General features: G+C 50.4%; 18 protein-coding genes. 13 read left to right on the top strand and 5 right to left on the bottom strand.

Translation table 11 applies throughout. The features are described 5' to 3' along the window. The first annotated feature begins 27 nt into the window (after positions 1–27). From trxB to infA, 4 genes are all read left to right on the top strand, one after another. The gene (trxB, locus tag Q0499_RS09985) at positions 28–981 is read left to right on the top strand and encodes a thioredoxin-disulfide reductase (RefSeq protein WP_299198858.1); all 954 of its coding nucleotides are present in this window, start codon (positions 28–30) and stop codon (positions 979–981) included. 11 nt (positions 982–992) lie between these two features. Next, positions 993–1,706, top strand: a complete 714-nt coding sequence (aat, locus tag Q0499_RS09980; protein WP_299198856.1) for a leucyl/phenylalanyl-tRNA--protein transferase — start codon at positions 993–995, stop codon at positions 1,704–1,706. Next, complete coding sequence (locus Q0499_RS09975; protein WP_299198854.1) at positions 1,703–2,413, top strand: arginyltransferase; 711 nt, start codon at positions 1,703–1,705, stop codon at positions 2,411–2,413. The genes aat and Q0499_RS09975 overlap by 4 nt, the downstream gene beginning before the upstream one ends. Before the next feature lie 189 nt (positions 2,414–2,602). Further along, positions 2,603–2,821: a translation initiation factor IF-1 gene (gene infA / locus Q0499_RS09970; protein WP_091359137.1), complete on the top strand. Its 219-nt coding sequence runs from the start codon at positions 2,603–2,605 to the stop codon at positions 2,819–2,821. A gap of 50 nt (positions 2,822–2,871) precedes the next feature. On the opposite strand, the gene clpA is transcribed toward infA, so the two are convergent. Continuing rightward, complete coding sequence (clpA, locus tag Q0499_RS09965) at positions 2,872–5,130, bottom strand: ATP-dependent Clp protease ATP-binding subunit ClpA (RefSeq protein WP_299198851.1); 2,259 nt, start codon at positions 5,128–5,130, stop codon at positions 2,872–2,874. A 13-nt stretch (positions 5,131–5,143) separates the two neighbouring features. Further along, positions 5,144–5,500 (bottom strand): ATP-dependent Clp protease adapter ClpS, encoded by a 357-nt coding sequence (clpS, locus tag Q0499_RS09960; RefSeq protein ID WP_299198848.1) that lies wholly within the window; start codon positions 5,498–5,500, stop codon positions 5,144–5,146. A gap of 242 nt (positions 5,501–5,742) precedes the next feature. Here clpS and Q0499_RS09955 point away from each other — a divergent pair, with 242 nt between their 5' ends. Beyond that, a complete protein-coding gene (locus tag Q0499_RS09955; RefSeq protein ID WP_299198846.1) occupies positions 5,743–5,973 on the top strand; it encodes a cold shock domain-containing protein in 231 nt (76 codons plus the stop codon). Positions 5,974–6,158: 185 nt separating this feature from the next. Here the strand turns inward: Q0499_RS09955 and icd are convergent, their stop codons facing one another. Continuing rightward, positions 6,159–7,412, bottom strand: a complete 1,254-nt coding sequence (gene icd, locus Q0499_RS09950) for an NADP-dependent isocitrate dehydrogenase (protein WP_299198862.1) — start codon at positions 7,410–7,412, stop codon at positions 6,159–6,161. Positions 7,413–7,551: 139 nt separating this feature from the next. On the opposite strand from icd, the gene Q0499_RS09945 reads away from it, so the two are divergent. Further along, the gene (locus Q0499_RS09945; RefSeq protein ID WP_299198845.1) at positions 7,552–8,193 is read left to right on the top strand and encodes a pseudouridine synthase; all 642 of its coding nucleotides are present in this window, start codon (positions 7,552–7,554) and stop codon (positions 8,191–8,193) included. A gap of 43 nt (positions 8,194–8,236) precedes the next feature. On the opposite strand, the gene moaE is transcribed toward Q0499_RS09945, so the two are convergent. After that, a complete protein-coding gene (gene moaE / locus Q0499_RS09940; protein WP_299198844.1) occupies positions 8,237–8,692 on the bottom strand; it encodes a molybdopterin synthase catalytic subunit MoaE in 456 nt (151 codons plus the stop codon). A 161-nt stretch (positions 8,693–8,853) separates the two neighbouring features. On the opposite strand from moaE, the gene Q0499_RS09935 reads away from it, so the two are divergent. From Q0499_RS09935 to Q0499_RS09915, 5 genes are all read left to right on the top strand, one after another. Next, entirely contained in the window at positions 8,854–9,312 is a 459-nt protein-coding gene (locus Q0499_RS09935; protein WP_299198843.1) for an NUDIX hydrolase, read from the top strand. Between the two features lie 104 nt (positions 9,313–9,416). Beyond that, positions 9,417–10,574 carry a tRNA 2-thiouridine(34) synthase MnmA gene (gene mnmA, locus Q0499_RS09930; RefSeq protein ID WP_299198842.1) on the top strand — a complete coding sequence of 386 codons (1,158 nt, stop codon included), beginning with the start codon at positions 9,417–9,419 and terminating at the stop codon, positions 10,572–10,574. A 17-nt stretch (positions 10,575–10,591) separates the two neighbouring features. Then, positions 10,592–11,263 carry a high frequency lysogenization protein HflD gene (hflD, locus tag Q0499_RS09925; RefSeq protein ID WP_299198840.1) on the top strand — a complete coding sequence of 224 codons (672 nt, stop codon included), beginning with the start codon at positions 10,592–10,594 and terminating at the stop codon, positions 11,261–11,263. A 125-nt stretch (positions 11,264–11,388) separates the two neighbouring features. Next, positions 11,389–12,753 (top strand): adenylosuccinate lyase, encoded by a 1,365-nt coding sequence (purB, locus tag Q0499_RS09920; protein WP_299198837.1) that lies wholly within the window; start codon positions 11,389–11,391, stop codon positions 12,751–12,753. An 80-nt stretch (positions 12,754–12,833) separates the two neighbouring features. Then, positions 12,834–13,673 (top strand): alpha/beta hydrolase, encoded by an 840-nt coding sequence (locus Q0499_RS09915; RefSeq protein ID WP_299198835.1) that lies wholly within the window; start codon positions 12,834–12,836, stop codon positions 13,671–13,673. 6 nt (positions 13,674–13,679) lie between these two features. On the opposite strand, the gene Q0499_RS09910 is transcribed toward Q0499_RS09915, so the two are convergent. Beyond that, the gene (locus Q0499_RS09910) at positions 13,680–14,714 is read right to left on the bottom strand and encodes an MBL fold metallo-hydrolase (RefSeq protein ID WP_299198833.1); all 1,035 of its coding nucleotides are present in this window, start codon (positions 14,712–14,714) and stop codon (positions 13,680–13,682) included. A gap of 421 nt (positions 14,715–15,135) precedes the next feature. Between Q0499_RS09910 and trmJ the strand changes: the two genes are divergently transcribed. Beyond that, entirely contained in the window at positions 15,136–15,906 is a 771-nt protein-coding gene (gene trmJ / locus Q0499_RS09905) for a tRNA (cytosine(32)/uridine(32)-2'-O)-methyltransferase TrmJ (RefSeq protein ID WP_299198831.1), read from the top strand. Further along, positions 15,903–17,060 (top strand): cupin domain-containing protein, encoded by a 1,158-nt coding sequence (locus Q0499_RS09900; RefSeq protein WP_299198828.1) that lies wholly within the window; start codon positions 15,903–15,905, stop codon positions 17,058–17,060. The genes trmJ and Q0499_RS09900 overlap by 4 nt, the downstream gene beginning before the upstream one ends. Positions 17,061–17,552: the final 492 nt, after the last annotated feature.

Genomic DNA, 17,552 nt, shown 5'->3' with positions numbered 1-17,552 from the left:
AATGCGTGAACAGAAAACGGATCACCAATGAGCGATATACAACACCATAAATTGATTATTCTGGGCTCAGGCCCTGCCGGATACACTGCTGCAGTATACGCTGCCCGTGCCAATCTTAATCCAATTGTTATTACCGGCATGCAGGCCGGTGGTCAGCTAACCACCACTACTGAGGTCGATAACTGGCCTGGTGATGTTGATGGGGTTCAGGGACCTGAACTGATGCAACGTATGCAGGCCCATGCGGAACGTTTTGATACCAAAGTGATATTTGATCATATCAGTGAAACAGATCTTAACAACCGCCCTTTCCGTCTTAAAGGCGATATGGCTGAATATACCTGTGACGCACTGATTATCTGCACCGGAGCATCCGCGCAGTATATCGGCCTGGCTTCAGAAGAAGCATTTATGGGTAAAGGTGTCAGTGCCTGCGCCACCTGCGACGGCTTCTTCTATCGCGGCCAGAAAGTTGCCGTTATCGGTGGAGGAAACACCGCAGTCGAAGAAGCGCTTTACCTGTCGAATATTGCCGCTGAAGTTACACTGATCCACCGCCGTGATTCACTGCGTTGCGAAAAGATCCTGCAGGATAAACTGTTTGAGCGGGCCGAAAACGGCAACATCAACCTTCTCTGGAACCACCAGTTGGATGAAGTGCTCGGCGATCCGATGGGCGTGACCGGCATCCGCGTAAAAAGCACTGAAGATGATTCAACCCGTGAGCTGGAGCTTCAGGGTGTCTTTGTTGCCATCGGCCACAAACCGAATACTGAAATATTTGGCGACCAGCTGGAGATGAAAGACGGTTACATTAAGATCCAGTCAGGCACCAACGGTAATGCCACCCAAACCTCAGTAGAGGGTGTTTTTGCTGCGGGCGACGTAGCTGATCATATCTACCGCCAGGCGATCACCTCGGCGGGCTTTGGCTGCATGGCTGCACTGGATGCCGAACGCTATCTGGATGATATGGTTTAAGCCGCACAGAGATGATTCCATGGCTTGATCCAAACAGTAACGACTTTCCGCCGATCACTCAGGCGCTGGAGGAACCTAACGGTTTACTCGCTGCCGGTGGTGATCTGAGCGGCAATCGCCTCATTGAAGCCTATCGGCATGGTATATTCCCCTGGTTTAGCCCGGGTGAACCTATCCTGTGGTGGTCTCCGGACCCTCGCTGCACGCTGATTCCGGGACAGATCCATATCTCCAGAAGCCTGCGTAAAGCGATTCGCAGTACGGAATTTGAGATTACCTTTGACCAGGCATTCACTGAGGTGATCGCTGCTTGCGCCGCACCAAGAGGCTATACTGACGGTACCTGGATCAGCATGCCGATGCAGAATGCCTATACCCAGCTGCACCAGCGAGGCGTCGCCCACTCGGTTGAGCTGTGGCAAAACGGTGAACTGACCGGCGGTCTCTATGGCATTGCGATGGGCCGACTGTTTTTTGGTGAATCGATGTTTAGTCGGACAACCAACGCATCGAAAATAGCATTTGTGATTTTTGCCAGACAACTGGAAAAATGGGGCTATGCTTTAATTGACTGTCAGGTCGAAAATAACCATCTAACCAGTTTGGGGGTCAGATCTATTCCCCGAACCGAGTTTAAACAGTACCTTGATCACAATCTGGAAACAGAGCTGAATCATCGCTGGCATTTCGATATTGATAAAGAAGACGTGGTAAGAACTGAGTGACAAACCTGAAAACCCTGCATTTTTATGCCACACCGGAACATGAGTGCAGCTACCTCGACGGATTCGAAGCTAAGACACTGTTTGTTGATCCGCAGGAGGTTATTACCTCCGATGCTTACAGTCAGCTTTCAGATCTTGGCTTTCGTCGCAGTGGCAAGCATATCTATCGTCCCTATTGCAGCAACTGCCAGGCATGTATCTCTGTAAGGGTGAATGGACGTGAGTTTTTGGCCAGCAAAAGCCAGAAGCGGATCTTCAACAAAAACAGAGACCTGCAGGTTATGGCGGTTCCTCCTCAGTTTACTGACGAGTATTATGCGCTGTATGAAAAGTACATCAACACTCGCCACAGCGATGGTGATATGTATCCGCCGACCCCTGAACAGTTCAGCGCATTCCTGATTGAGGGCGGCCAGAAAGGCTGTTTTTATGAGTTCAGAGACCCGACAGGTACTCTCCTGGCGCTAGCCGTTACCGATTATCTGACGTCGGGCTTGTCTGCCATTTACACCTTTTTCGATCCGGAAGAGGAGCGCCGCAGCCTGGGCAGCTTTGCCATTCTCTGGCAGCTTAAAGAGGTTAAACGGCTGGAACTGGAATATCTCTATCTGGGCTACTGGATAAGAGAGTGCCAGAAAATGTCATATAAAATTGCTTATAATCCGCTTGAGATGCTGCTTCATGGGCAGTGGATCATGGTTGACTGAGTCATAACAGAGAGTATCCTGCTCGCTGCCTGGTTGTCCTTCCGGCAGCAGAATCACACGATAATCCCAATATTTTCAAAGATTAGTTTGCGGTTTTTAGCAAATGCCTTTGATATAGATAATAAAATAAGGCAAAATACTGCGCTGCAAAATGTAGTATTGCAATTAATTAACTTAGGTAGGTAATGAATGTCTAAAGAAGACAGCTTTGAAATGGAAGGCGTTGTGACCGACACACTGCCTAATACAATGTTCCGGGTAGAACTGGAAAACGGTCACGTTGTTACGGCTCACATCTCTGGCAAGATGCGCAAAAACTATATCCGCATCCTGACCGGCGATAAGGTAAAGGTTGAGTTGACACCTTACGACCTGACTAAAGGCCGCATTACCTACCGCGCGCGCTAATAAAAAAACGGCCCGCAGGCCGTTTTTTTATATCTGACAGGTGGTAGCGGTTAAACCGCTACCCCTGCGTGTATCTCGATATCATCATCAGCATTGACGGTAATATCAACGTCACCACCCTCTTCAGCCAGTTCGCCAAAGAGAATCATTTCAGCCAGCGGCTTTTTCAGTTTCTCCTGAATTAAGCGTCGCATCGGCCGCGCCCCCATGGTTGCATCATAACCCTTTTCAGCAAACCACTGACGCGCTGCATCATCGACATGCAGAACCACTTTTTTATCATCCAGCTGTGCCTGAAGCTCTGTCAGGAATTTATCAACCACACCGGTAATAACCTGTGGAGAGAGTGCTTTAAACTGAATAATACCATCCAGACGGTTGCGGAACTCCGGTGTAAACAGCTTCTTAATCGCCTCCATGCCGTCAGTGGTATGATCCTGCTGACTAAAGCCGATAGACGCCCGGGTCATCTGTTCGATACCGGCGTTGGTTGTCATCACCAGAATCACATTACGGAAGTCCGCTTTGCGACCATTGTTATCGGTCAGCGTACCGTTATCCATCACCTGCAACAGCAGGTTGAATACTTCAGGGTGTGCCTTCTCAATCTCATCGAGCAGCAACACCGCATGAGGCGATTTTGAAACCGCCTCAGTCAGCAAGCCACCCTGATCATAACCAACATACCCGGGAGGCGCACCGATCAGACGCGATACCGTGTGCCGTTCCATATATTCAGACATATCAAAACGTATCAGCTCAATCCCCATAATCCGCGCAAGCTGAGTCGTCACCTCAGTCTTACCGACACCTGTGGGGCCTGCAAACAGGAATGAACCCACCGGTTTATTGGGCTCATTGAGACCCGCCCGGGAAAGCTTGATAGCGGCAGCCAGGGTATCAATCGCCTGGTCCTGTCCCAGAACCACCATCTTAAGATTACTATCCAGCTTCTTGAGCTGCTCTTTATCTGAAACAGACACGCTTTTAGCGGGAATTCGTGCGATCTTGGCAACGACAATCTCAACTTCAGCCACATCGATAACCGATTTGCGATTTTCTGCCGTCATCAACTGCTGATAAGCCCCTGCTTCATCGATTACATCAATCGCTTTGTCAGGCATATGCTTGTCGTTGATGTAGCGGTCGGCCATCTCTGAGGCCGCGCGTAGTGCTTCATCGGTGTACTTCACATTATGATGCGCTTCAAAACGACTCTTCAGCCCCTGCAGGATACGGTAGGTATCTTCAACAGAGGGTTCAAGCACATCAACTTTCTGGAAACGCCGCGCCAGTGCTCTGTCTTTCTCGAAAATGCCGCGAAACTCCTGAAAGGTAGTCGAGCCGATACAGCGCAGCTGTCCGGAACTCAATAACGGCTTAAGCAGGTTAGACGCATCCATAGAACCACCGGATGCGGCGCCTGCACCAATAATGGTATGGATCTCATCGATGAACAGGATTGCATGTTCCTGGTCTTTAATCTCATTCAGCAGCCCTTTCAGGCGCTTCTCAAAATCGCCCCGGTATTTGGTGCCCGCCAGCAGTGCGCCCAGATCAAGCGAGTAAACCACGCTCTTGGCGATAACATCCGGCACCTGGGACTCAACGATCAGTTTAGCAAGCCCTTCAGCGATAGCGGTTTTACCGACACCGGCTTCGCCGACCAACAACGGATTATTCTTGCGGCGGCGAGACAGAATCTGCACCACCCGCTCGACTTCGGCATCCCGGCCAACCAAAGGATCGATCCGGCCTGACATCGCCTGCTCATTGAGATTGACGGAGAAGTTAGCCAGCGGACTCTTCTCTTTATCGGTAGCGTTATCACTATCAAGCAGCCCCTCTTCGCTGGGGCGACTGTCATTCTCTTCCACACGGGAGATACCATGGGAGATGTAATTGACCACATCGATACGCTCAATGCCCTGCTGATTCAGCACATAGACAGCCTGACTCTCCTGCTCACTGAAGATCGCTACCAACACGTTCGCGCCGTTGACCTCAGCTTTACCGGAAGACTGCACATGAAACACTGCCCGCTGTAAAACCCGCTGAAACCCCAGGGTTGGCTGGGTTTCCACATCGGGAATATTCTCAGGCAGCAGAGGCGTCGTATCTTCAATAAACGTACTTAATAAACTGCGCATCTTCTCGAGATCCACAGCGCACGCATCCAACACAGCGCGAGCCTCGGAATTATCAAGCAGCGCCAGTAGCAGATGCTCTACTGTCATAAACTCATGTCGCTTAGAACGCGCACTTTTAAAGGCAACGCTCAGCGTATCTTCAAGCTCTTTATTTAACATACCTTACGCTCCGCTACGCTTTCTCTACTTCACATAAAAGAGGATGCTTATTCTCTCTGGCACACTGATTAACCTGCGCAGCTTTAGTATCAGCTATATCGCGGGTAAAAACACCACATACCCCTTTTCCTTTAGTATGGACTGCCAGCATAACTTGTGTCGCTTTTTCCTGATTCATTCCAAAAAAGCCCATCAGAATCTGTACTACGAAATCCATTGGAGTATAGTCATCATTTAGCAATACCACCCGATACATCGATGGTCTTTTTAGCTCCGGTTTTGCTTCCTCTGTGACCACCCCGGTATTGTTGTGATCAACAAAATCGTCGGGATTGCCTGAAAGTTTAATATCACAAAGCGCTTGACGCATATCATATCTCAAAAAGATTAACAGTTTTACATACACTAATTTGAGTACCCCTTATAGCACGGGGCCTCCAGCCCAATGTTATACTGTGTGGGCAGGAGTTAAGAGTATATGCAGTATCGGATGTCCCTGCATTTTGACAAGGAACCATATCACGCATATTGTCTCATTGTAGCAAGAGAGCTCGTTGTGGTAACAGACCTAAAGCTAATTAGGGTCGATGTAATCGGATATTGGGGGGGGCAATGCACACAGGGAAAGTCAAATGGTTCAACAATGGTAAAGGCTTTGGCTTTATCGTTTCACCAGACTTCAAAGAGGATCTGTTCGCACATTACTCTGTCATACTGACGGAGGGCTACAAAAGCCTTAAAGCAGGTCAGGCTGTACAATTTGAAACAACGCCGGGGCCTAAAGGCACACATGCTATCAATATCAAGCTGATATCAACGGCTGAAACAGAAGAAACTAGCTAAGCACGTCTCTCTGCCAGAACGGCAGAGAGAGCTACATCTCAACGACTATTCAATTCAGCGGCCTTTCCCCAGCCATAAACTTTCCTGAGCCATAAACTTTCCTGAGCCATAAATGGCGCCCTTTTTTGTGAACGCCGACTTAGCAGATAACCACCTTTGTTGACGGTTTGATCGTTTATTGGCAATTACATATGCTGGATTATGGCTTCACCAAACTCCGAACTACTCAGCAGTGTTGCCCCCTCCATTAAGCGCTCAAAGTCATATGTCACTGTCTTCGCGGTAATCGCACCGTCCATCCCTTTTATAATCAGATCAGCCGCTTCGAACCAGCCCATATGCCGTAACATCATCTCTGCAGAGAGAATAATTGAGCCTGGATTAACCCTATTCTTACCGGCATATTTTGGTGCTGTACCATGAGTTGCCTCGAAAATAGCCACTTTATCAGACAGGTTGGCCCCCGGTGCGATACCAATACCGCCCACCTCTGCGGCCAGCGCATCTGAGATATAATCGCCATTAAGATTTAGCGTAGCCACCACATCATACTCCGCCGGACGCAGCAATATCTGTTGTAACATCGCATCGGCAATCACATCTTTAATGATAATGTCTTTACCATTATTGGGGTTCGTCATGCTCATCCAGGGACCGCCATTGAGCGGTTGCGCGCCAAACTCTTCTTTAGCGATCTCATAGCCCCAATCCTTGAAGGCGCCCTCCGTAAATTTCATGATGTTGCCTTTATGTACCAGGGTCATCGATCTGCGATCATTATCAATGGTGTATTGCAGTGCTCGCCTGACGAGTCGTTTAGTCCCCTCTTCCGACACTGGCTTGATACCGATGCCGCACATGGTATCGAAGCGAATTTTAGTGACGCCCATCTCCTCTTTAAGGAAACGAATCACCTTATCTGCCTCAGGGCTACCCGCTTTCCACTCAACACCTGCATAGATATCTTCTGAGTTTTCACGATAGATAACCATATCGACATCACCAGGGTTGATTACCGGACTGGGCACACCCTTAAACCAGCGAACCGGGCGCTGACAGACATATAGATCCAGTTCCTGTCGCAACGCTACATTCAGTGAGCGTATGCCGCCACCAACAGGGGTGGTCAGTGGACCTTTAATCCCCACGGCAAACTCTTTGAAGGCTTCGAGGGTTTCCTCCGGCAGCCAGGTATCCTGGTCATAAATAGTTGTCGCTTTCTCCCCGGCATAGACCTCCATCCAGGCGATCTTACGCTGTCCGCCATAGGCTTTACTAACGGCCGCATCGACAACCTCCAGCATTACGGGGGTGACATCGATACCAATGCCATCCCCTTCGATATAGGGAATAATCGGGTGATCAGGAACATCGAGAGCGTTATTGTCATTCACACTGATCTTGCTGCCTTGCGGTACTGTGATCTTGGTATATGCCATCATTTACCCCTCCTTTATTTGATAATATGACCTTGCAGACGACAAACTTGCAGAATCAGTATAGACGCTGATAACCTGCCTGCCTTTTCAGTTCATATTGTCAGCGCGTTTGAGATACGTTGATTCAGCGGAAACTTGCATGTCCGAGATTATTTTATTTAATAAACCTTTTCAGGTACTTACCCAATTCACCGACAATGATGGACGGAAAACCCTGGCCGACTTTATTAAGCACAAAGGTGTCTATGCCGCAGGCCGACTGGATTATGACTCGGAAGGGCTACTGATCCTCACCGATGACGGTCAACTGCAGCACTCCCTGGCGGATCCCAAATTTAAACTGGAAAAAACCTACTGGGCACAGGTCGAAGGTGAAATCGATGACGACGCATTAAAGCAGCTGCGCCAGGGGGTTGAACTCAAAGATGGCGTCACCCGACCCGCCAGTGCAAAAAAGATCTCGCAACCGGCGATCTGGCCACGCAACCCTCCGATTCGGGAACGGCAGAATAAGCCTACCAGCTGGATTGAACTGAAAATCACAGAGGGGAAAAACCGTCAGGTTAGACGGATGACCGCCGCGGTTGGATTTCCAACACTTCGACTGATCCGGGCCGCCATCGGCAGCTGGGCCCTTGAGGATCTCCGACCTGGGGAGCACCGTACAGAAGAGGTACATATTCCGGTTCCTGCTAAACGCTCTCCGTCGGCAAACCGCCCTACACGAAGAGGCAAGGCGACAGGGGCACCCAGAGGCAGGAGTAACCGCAGGCCACGCTAAACAGCGTTTATCTTCGAGGCCGTTCGGGGCAGCAGGATAATCGCTACCAGTTGTCAGCCGCATCCAGGTCGGACTGTTTCGCCTCCACCCAATATTCGCCCGCCACCGTGATCTCTTTCTTCCAGAACGGCGCATCACGTTTCAGGTAATCCATAATAAACTGGGCCGCCTGAAATGCTGCCAGCCGGTGCGCACTGGCAACACCGACAAACACGATATTGTCATTCAACTCGAGCCGGCCGATGCGATGGACGACGACTATATTACCCAGGGGCCAGCGATTCCGTGCCTGAGTGATGATACCGATCAGCGCTTTTTCGGTCATTCCGGGATAGTGCTCAAGGTACATCGCTTCCAAACCCGGCCCGTCCGGCAGCTGCCTGACAATACCGGTGAACGTGACCAATGCACCATGACTGGCATCATCCACCCTGACCTTCTCTGATAACTGTCCTATCGAAAAATCTTCAGTCTGCACCGACACAATATCTTTAAACAAAGGGCACTCCAAAATACAGCCAAAGGCGGTGAAAAATGGTAAGGTTGGCCGCCAGAGGATGCTGCAGGAAAACATACACTGCAGACAGTCAATTCAATGGGGCTACTCATCAGTGCTAATATACGCACTGTTACATAGACCCTCAATATACGGGATGAAGAATGCGTTGGACACCCCACGTGACTGTGGCAACCATTATTGAGCAGGACGACAGATTTCTCTGTGTCGAAGAACAATCGCTGTCTCTGGGTCAGTTGGTTATCAACCAGCCAGCCGGACATGTAGAAGCCGATGAAACCTTTGTCGAAGCCGCTATCCGCGAGACCCTTGAAGAAACCGGCTGGACCGTCACCCCAACCGAACTGGTGGGTATCTATGTCTATACCGCCCCCGCCAATGGCGTGACCTATCATCGCTACTGTTTTGTCGCCCAGGCTGAAAGCTATGACCCTGAGCTGCCACTGGATACCGGAATTGAACGGGCCGTCTGGCTGAGCCGTGACGAGCTGGACGAGCAGAAAGAACGCTTACGCAGCCCCATGGTGACCCGCTGCATAGACGATTACCTGGCAGGTATCCGTTTTCCGCTGTCGGTTATCGTAGAGCCCGATGTTCAATGAAACGAACACTCGGTGAAGCAAATATCTAGTAAAACATTGAATTACGCGACTTCGGTCGCATATTAACCAGAACATCATCCGTTTTAAGGTCAGATACAGTCCCTATGTCAGAAGCAGCTAAAAGCCGTCCCTCAACGATCGATCCGGCAACCGTAAAAGTGATCGTCGGCATGTCCGGCGGCGTGGATTCATCCGTGTCAGCCCTGCTATTGCAACAACAGGGGTATCAGGTTGAAGGCCTGTTTATGAAAAACTGGGATGAAGATGACGGCACTGAATACTGTACCGCGATGGATGACCTGGCAGACGCACAGGCGGTCAGCGATAAATTAGGTATTAAGCTGCACACCGCAAATTTTGCCGCGGAGTACTGGGACAATGTGTTTGAGCATTTTCTCGAAGAGTATAAAGCCGGTCGCACGCCTAATCCGGATATCCTCTGCAATCGTGAAATTAAGTTTAAGGCGTTTCTCGAATACGCCAAAGTGCTGGGTGCTGACAAAATTGCGACCGGGCACTATGTACGCCGGGGTGAGATTGATGGCAAAGCGGCGCTGCTGAAAGGTCTGGATAACAACAAAGACCAGAGTTATTTTCTGCATCAGGTTGGCTGTGAAGAGCTGGCACAAACATTTTTCCCGGTCGGTGAGTTGGAAAAGCCGGAAGTACGTCGCCTCGCCGAGCAGCATGACCTTATTACCCATGACAAAAAAGACAGTACCGGGATCTGCTTTATCGGCGAACGTCGTTTTACCGATTTTCTGAAACAGTACCTCCCTGCACAGCCAGGTAATATCGAAACCCCCGACGGTGACATCATCGGTCAGCATCAGGGCTTGATGTACCACACCATTGGCCAGCGTCAGGGGTTGGGCATTGGCGGCTTGAAGGATTACCCGGAAGAACCCTGGTTTGTTGCCGAGAAAGATCTGCAGCGTAATGTGCTGGTTGCGGTCCAGGGACAGCAGCATGATCTGCTGTTCAGCAACTGGCTAACGGCCAGTGACCTGTTCTGGATTAGCGGCGAAAAACCCACCCTGCCGTTCAACTGCCGTGCTAAGGTAAGATACCGTCAGTCCGATCAGGGCTGCACCGTTTTTGCTGAGGGTGAGGGTTATCGCATTGAGTTTGACGAACCCCAGCGAGCGGTTACCCCCGGTCAGTCCGTGGTGATATACCATAACGACCTCTGCCTGGGTGGCGGCGTTATTGAAACAACCGGAAAAACAGCTTCCGGAAACACAGATCCCGACAAAGCGTAGAGAGACCGGTCAGCACTATGTCCAGAGCAGAAGATCAACAGGCAATCGCCCTCGCCGGGCTGTTTCAGGCCGCCAGTCTGGTGGAGCAAATTGCTTCCCGCGGAATGGTGTCACAGAATAATTTTGAAACCTCACTGGCAAGCATCTTTGTGACTAACCCGGAGACCACTGAGGAGATTTTCGGTGGGGCTCATGATCTGCCGATCAATCTTAACCAGGGCTTTCGCGGGCTTCAGGAACTGCTGGATAAAAACCGTTCAGAACAGAATCCGGATGTGATTCGTTACGGTCTGAGCATCATCCACTTAGAGCGTAAACTCAATAAACGCCCTGACCTGCTGAAAACTATTGGCGAACGCATCGACAAGATTTCCCAGCAAGCCAGCTATTTTGCTGAAGCCGGCACCAGCCTGACCGATAATCCGACCGCCTATACCCACCCCAGCGTCGTCGCAAACCTTGCCAGCCTGTACCAGGATACGCTGAGTACATTCAGTTTCAGGATTCAGGTGACCGGTGAACCCCGCCATCTGCAGAATGCAGAAAATGCCGCTAAAATACGCGCGCTGCTATTAGCCGGTATCCGTTCAGCGATGCTGTGGCGACAGGTGGGCGGTAAGCGCTGGCACCTGCTGTTTTTCAAATCCCGGCTGCGCCCTTCAGTGCGTAAGATCAGTGGCCGGGGCTGATCTGCCAGCCCGGCTTTTAACCGTTTTAACCCAGCGACAAATAAATACCCTGCAGATTTTCCCTGCGGGGCTATTTTAGCTATAATTCGCCCTCAAAATTTAACCCAGTCAGGTATTTACTCGATATGGATCTTTCTTCTCTTTCCGCGATCTCTCCAATTGATGGTCGTTACGGTAGCAAAACCGCTGATCTGCGCCCTGTATTCAGTGAGTTTGGTCTGATACGCGCCCGTGTAACCGTTGAAGTTCGCTGGTTGCAGAAACTTGCCGCACACCCGCAAATTACTGAAGTTCCGGCGCTGAGCGATGCAGCGAACGCTGTTCTGAACGCACTGGTTGATAACTTTAGTGAAACTGAAGCCAACCGGGTGAAAGAGATTGAACGCACCACCAACCACGACGTTAAAGCGGTTGAGTATCTGATTAAAGAGCATATCGCCGACAATGCCGAACTGGCAGCGGTCAGCGAATTCGTTCACTTCGCCTGTACTTCTGAAGATATCAATAACCTGTCTCACGCACTGATGTTAAAGCAGGGACAGGACGTTATGCTGCCAATGATGCAGCAGATGACCGATGAGATCGCCCAACTGGGTCGCACCTATGCCACTCAGCCAATGTTGTCACGCACCCACGGTCAGACCGCTTCTCCGACCACCGTCGGGAAAGAGATGGCTAACGTTGCTTACCGTCTGCAGCGCCAGATCAACCAACTCAAAAAGGTCGAACTATTAGGTAAGATTAACGGTGCTGTGGGCAACTACAACGCACATATCTCTGCTTACGCGGATGTTGACTGGGCAAAAAATGCCCAGGAGTTCGTTGAAGGTCTGGGGCTGACGTTCAACCCTTACACCACGCAGATCGAACCCCACGACTATATCGCTGAACTGTTTGATGCGGTTTGCCGTTTTAACACAATCATTATCGATTTCGACCGTGATATCTGGGGTTATATCTCGCTGGGATATTTCAAACAGAAAACTATCGCTGGCGAAGTTGGCTCATCAACCATGCCGCACAAAGTTAACCCGATTGACTTCGAAAACTCCGAAGGTAACCTGGGTATTGCCAACGCCGTGATGCAGCACCTGGCAGCTAAATTGCCGGTATCCCGCTGGCAGCGCGACCTGACCGACTCCACCGTGTTGCGTAATATGGGCGTTGGTTTTGGCTACAGCCTGATCGCCTATCAGTCCAGCCTGAAAGGTATCAGCAAACTGGAACTGAACCCTGCCCGCCTCGATGCGGATCTGGAAAACAGTTGGGAAGTTCTGGCAGAGCCGATTCAGACTGTCATGCGTCGCTACGGAATTGAAGAACCGTACGAAAAACTCAAGGCACTGACCCGTGGTCAGGACATGAACAAAGCGACCATTATGGCGTTTGTTGACACCCTGGAGATGCCGGACGCTGCGAAAGAAGAGCTGAAACAGCTGACACCGCATAGCTATATCGGTAACGCGGTTGATCAGGCCAAAGCGATCTGATTATCGCCGACTGTTAAAAAAGCAGAGCCAAGGCTCTGCTTTTTTATTGCTTTAACTTAATATAATAAGTCATTGAAATTATGGAAGTAATAATCGCTGAAGATGGCGCTAAAATTCACTACCTGCGACTGGGCAAAGGCAGTCCTGTTATATTTCTGCACGGCTGGAGCGCCAGCGCAAAAGACTGGTTGCCCTTCGCATCTGCGATGGCAGATCACCACGAAGTGATCTGCTGGGATGCCCGGGGCCACGGTGGTCACCCACTCAATCCAGGGACCAGTACCCATGTCAGAGAGATGGCTACAGATCTGCAACGGCTGATTCATCATCACGACTTAGACAAGGTGTTGCTCGTCGGTCACTCCATGGGGGCGCTGACCCTGTGGCAGTATATTCGTGACTTTGGGTGTGATCGCCTGGCCGGTGTCTGCATCATTGATCAGTCGCCTAAACTGGTCACCGATGAACAGTGGAAAAACGGTATTTACGGTGATTTTGACCGGGTTCACAATCAGCGTCTGATCAGGACTTTGCGTGAAGATTTCGCTGAAGGTCTGCTGCAATTGGTGGCCAATGGTTACAACCGTAAATCCTATGAGAACTACACGCGCAACTCCCGGGGCTTTCAACAGATGCGCGAACACCTGCAAACCCTTGACGGCGAGCCACTGGTACAGTGCTGGGAAAGTCTGACGGCGGCGGATTATCGCGATGTGCTGCCGCAGATCTCAGTCCCAGCACTGCTGATTTACGGCGATGAAAGTCAGTTCTACGGGCCAGCGGTGGCAGAGTATGTGAAGGAGAACATTCCCGATACCGAGCTACATATCTATGAAAACTCTGATCATTCGCCTCAGCTATTTCACCGGGAACGCTTTGTCTGGGACCTGCAAAAATTCGCCCGCCAAATCACCCAATAAGCCGGATTAAGGGCGTTGCGAAAAAACCAGTACGCCCGCGTCATTCAGGTGACTCTGAACTCGCTTTTCAGCTAACAGATAATTGAGGTTGGCCAGACATTCGCCGCCGGCCAGTAAAAGATCGAACAGTGAAAGTTTCCGTTTATAGATCAGTCCCGCCAGTTGCATAACGGTCAGCGGCTCAGAACATGCCTGCTCTACCTGCAGCAGAGTGTCATGATGTTCATCAAGCAAACCGGTTAACCGCGCCCTGAGACCATAAAACGGACGTTCATGGGCCGGCAACACCAGCGTATCCGCCGGCAGCGCTTTTAAGCGCGCCAATGAATCAAGCCAGGTTAGCAACGGATTAGCCTCTGGCTTGCCGGGCCTGACACTAACATTAGAGCTTATCCGGGGTAACACCTGATCACCGGAAATCAGCACCCCCAACGCCTCAGAATACAAACAGGCATGGGCCTCTGAATGCCCTTCGGAGATAATAACCTGCCATTCAAGGTTGCCGATGTTAATGACTGAGTTTTCCTGCAATTCGCAGGTATCCTCAGGCAGAGGGTGTATCAGGGTAGAGATGCCGGTGAAAATCCCCATAATCCCTTCAGATTGCTTGTTATTCATCCCTAGCCGATGAAGAAAGCTCTTCGCTGTCGCGGCAAAGTGGTCAGAGTCATCCCCGCTCACCTGGAAATACTCATGGGCGGTTACCTGCTCTCCTGCGGTGATCCACAACGGAGCCTCAGCGCGCTGACACAGCCAGCCTGCCGCACCAATATGATCAATATGGGCATGGGTCAGGATAACCTTTTTAACCGGCTTACCATCTAGCAAGCTGGCAATGACTTTCTCCCAGACGGCGCGGGTATCTGAATTTCCAAGCCCGCAGTCAACCACCACCCAACCGTCAATATCATCAAGGATATAGAGGTTGATATGATCCAGATCGAAAGGCAGCGGCATTCGCAGCCACAGCACTCCGGGAGCTACCTCTAGCAGCTCACCGGCGCCAGGAACTGAGAATTCGGCAGTTACGACTGCGTTCACTATAACAACCTCGATGGTTCGGATTTAGTTTAAAGAGACAGCACCTGTCTGACGATTCAGATTAACACGTTTAAATCGGACAAAGATCTCTGCCCTTTTGCCTTTACAGTCAATATATTGATCTTTTCGGTCATGCCGCGGTTTGAAACATGTTAATCACAGAGAGACTCCTCTGCCGTAATCGATAGGTAAAGCTTCTGGATTGTCGCTGCAAAACTCATTAAACTTACGCCATTCTGAACACCAAAAACCAGCCACGACAGACCGTCTGATACTCAGATAACCCTCTCGTTTCTGGCAACCGGAACATCCTGCTTGCTCCATGTGACTAACGACAAGCACCCCGGAAGCCTGATCTGAAACAATAACTCTCAGGCCGTAACTGACTATGATAGCCGCCTGACCTGATAACGATGACACTATGCTCGACAATATCCGTATCGTACTGATCAATACCTTTCACCCCGGCAATATTGGTGCCGCTGCACGGGCGATGAAAAACATGGGCCTAAGCCAGCTATATCTGGTTGAACCGCGCATCTTTCCTGATGAAGAAGCAGACTCCCGTGCTGCCGGTGCCAAAGACCTTCTGGAAAGCGCTGTCGTGGTCAGCACTCTGGATGAAGCGATTGCCGACTGCCAACTGGTGATCGGTACTAGTGCCCGTAACCGCACCTTCGACTTGCCGATCTTTGATGCCCATGACTGTGCCCGTAAAGTAGTGGGTGAAGCAGAGCATGGCAAGGTAGCTATTATTTTCGGTCGCGAAACCATGGGACTGCACAACGCGGAACTGCAGAAGTGTAATTACCATGTGTATATCCCCGCCAACCCTGAATATCCGGTGCTTAACGTTTCGGCTGCAATTCAACTGGTGTGCTACGAAATCTGGCAGGCCCATAGCAAACAGGATTTCATCAAAAGAGATGAGCCCTACCCCCTCACACGGGATATGGAGCTTTTTTATGAACACCTGGAAACGGCCCTGCGCAACACTCACTTCATCATCCCTCAACATGAGGGCAAAGTGATGGATAAACTACGGCGCTACTTTAACCGCTCCCGGCCGGAACGCACCGAGCTGAATATGCTTCGGGGCATTCTCACCTCGATAGACGAAACAACCACTAAATTAGCCGCTGCCAGCGCAGCAGAACCGACAACATCCCAGGATAAAGGATCTGATCAATGAGTGATTCACCCTTCGGCGACATCTCAATCGAAGAGTTTTTGCGTGATTACTGGCAGAAAAAACCGTTACTGGTTCGTAATGCCTTCCCGGACCTGGACGCACCTGTTGGGGCGGATGAGCTGGCCGGTCTTTCGCTCGAAGACGATGTTGAGTCACGCCTGGTCGTACAGAGCCCGGATGGCGATGACTGGCAGATCCAGCATGGCCCCTTCGATGAAGACACTTTCAGTAATCTGCCTGACACCCACTGGACGCTGCTGGTTCAGGCGGTAGATCACTGGGTGCCGGAAGCCAGTGAAATTGTTGAGCAGTTCCGTTTTATTCCTAACTGGCGTTACGACGACCTGATGGTCAGTTTTGCCACACAGGGCGGTGGTGTAGGCCCCCACTATGATAACTATGATGTATTCCTGATTCAGACCCAGGGCAAGCGGCGCTGGGAAGTGGGTGGATTCTTCGACCAGAACTCTCCCCGCCGGCCGGATACACCGGTGATGATTATGACCGAGTGGGAACCTGAATTTAACTGGGTGCTGGAACCCGGCGATATGCTCTATATCCCGCCTCAGGTCGGCCATAATGGCATCGGCGCGTCCGATGACTGCATGACCTACTCGGTTGGTTTTCGCGCCCCCTCCCATGCAGAGATTATGCGTAGTTTTACCGATTTTATCGGTGAAAAGCTTACCTCAGAGTCCCGTTATACTGATCCGGACCTGACATTGCAGGACAACCCCGGAGAGATTACGCCGCAGGCGTTACAAAAAGTGCGCGAAATTTTTACCGGTTATCTGCAGGATGATGCCCGTCTGGGCGAGTGGCTGGGTAAGTTTGTTACCGACCCGAAATATCCGGAACTGGACCAAAGTCCTGAAGAACCTGCAACGGTAGAACAGATCAGAACTGCGCTAAAAGAGGGAGACCTGTGCTTCATTCGCAACGAGGGCAGCCGATTCTCCTATAGTGCGGGCAAAGCGGGAGAGATTCAGTTTTACGCTGATGGCAACTGCTTTAAAGTATCAGACAGCGGAAGTACCTTAGCAACCAGTCTCTGCCAGACACCGACCATAGTCATTAGTCAGGGTGAATGGAGCGATCAACAACTACAACTACTGGCAGACCTTTACAATCAGGGATCGCTGTATACTGAGTAACATCAATAGGTCGCCCGGGAAGAGTCTCACGACGTCTAACCCGTGGCTATCTGCATCATAACCAAAAAGGCCATATCTCATGGCCTTTTTCCGTTTTAGTAAATAATTGAAAATACACCTCTTTTCTTGTTGTTTTTCCAATCCCCTGCAGGTTTTGTAGTCATTGGACGAATATAATATTTAGCTATATGAAAACTATATTTATATAACCAAAACAATCTGTAAAAATGTTGATTTTTCCCCTGTACGAAAGTCGCTAGACTTTAGGCTATGGCGACTGAAACCCTTATCACTGATGGCTTTGCTGCGTCGCAATATACAATCAACCTTGTAGTTTAACTACAGCACCGTATAAGCGGCTCATGTAGTGGAACTACAGCATTGCTGCTATGCACAAAAAAGCCTTTGACCACCCTCTGAAAAGGCCGCATCATGGGCTTTCCGTGAGGCGTCAGCCACTTCGACAATTTGCTGGCGCAAGATGTAAACAGC

Source organism: uncultured Amphritea sp. (assembly GCF_937127095.1).
Taxonomy (GTDB): Bacteria; Pseudomonadota; Gammaproteobacteria; order Pseudomonadales; family Balneatricaceae; genus Amphritea.
The sequence above is the reverse complement of the archived record's forward strand: the minus strand, read 5'-3'. Positions and strand labels throughout refer to the sequence as shown.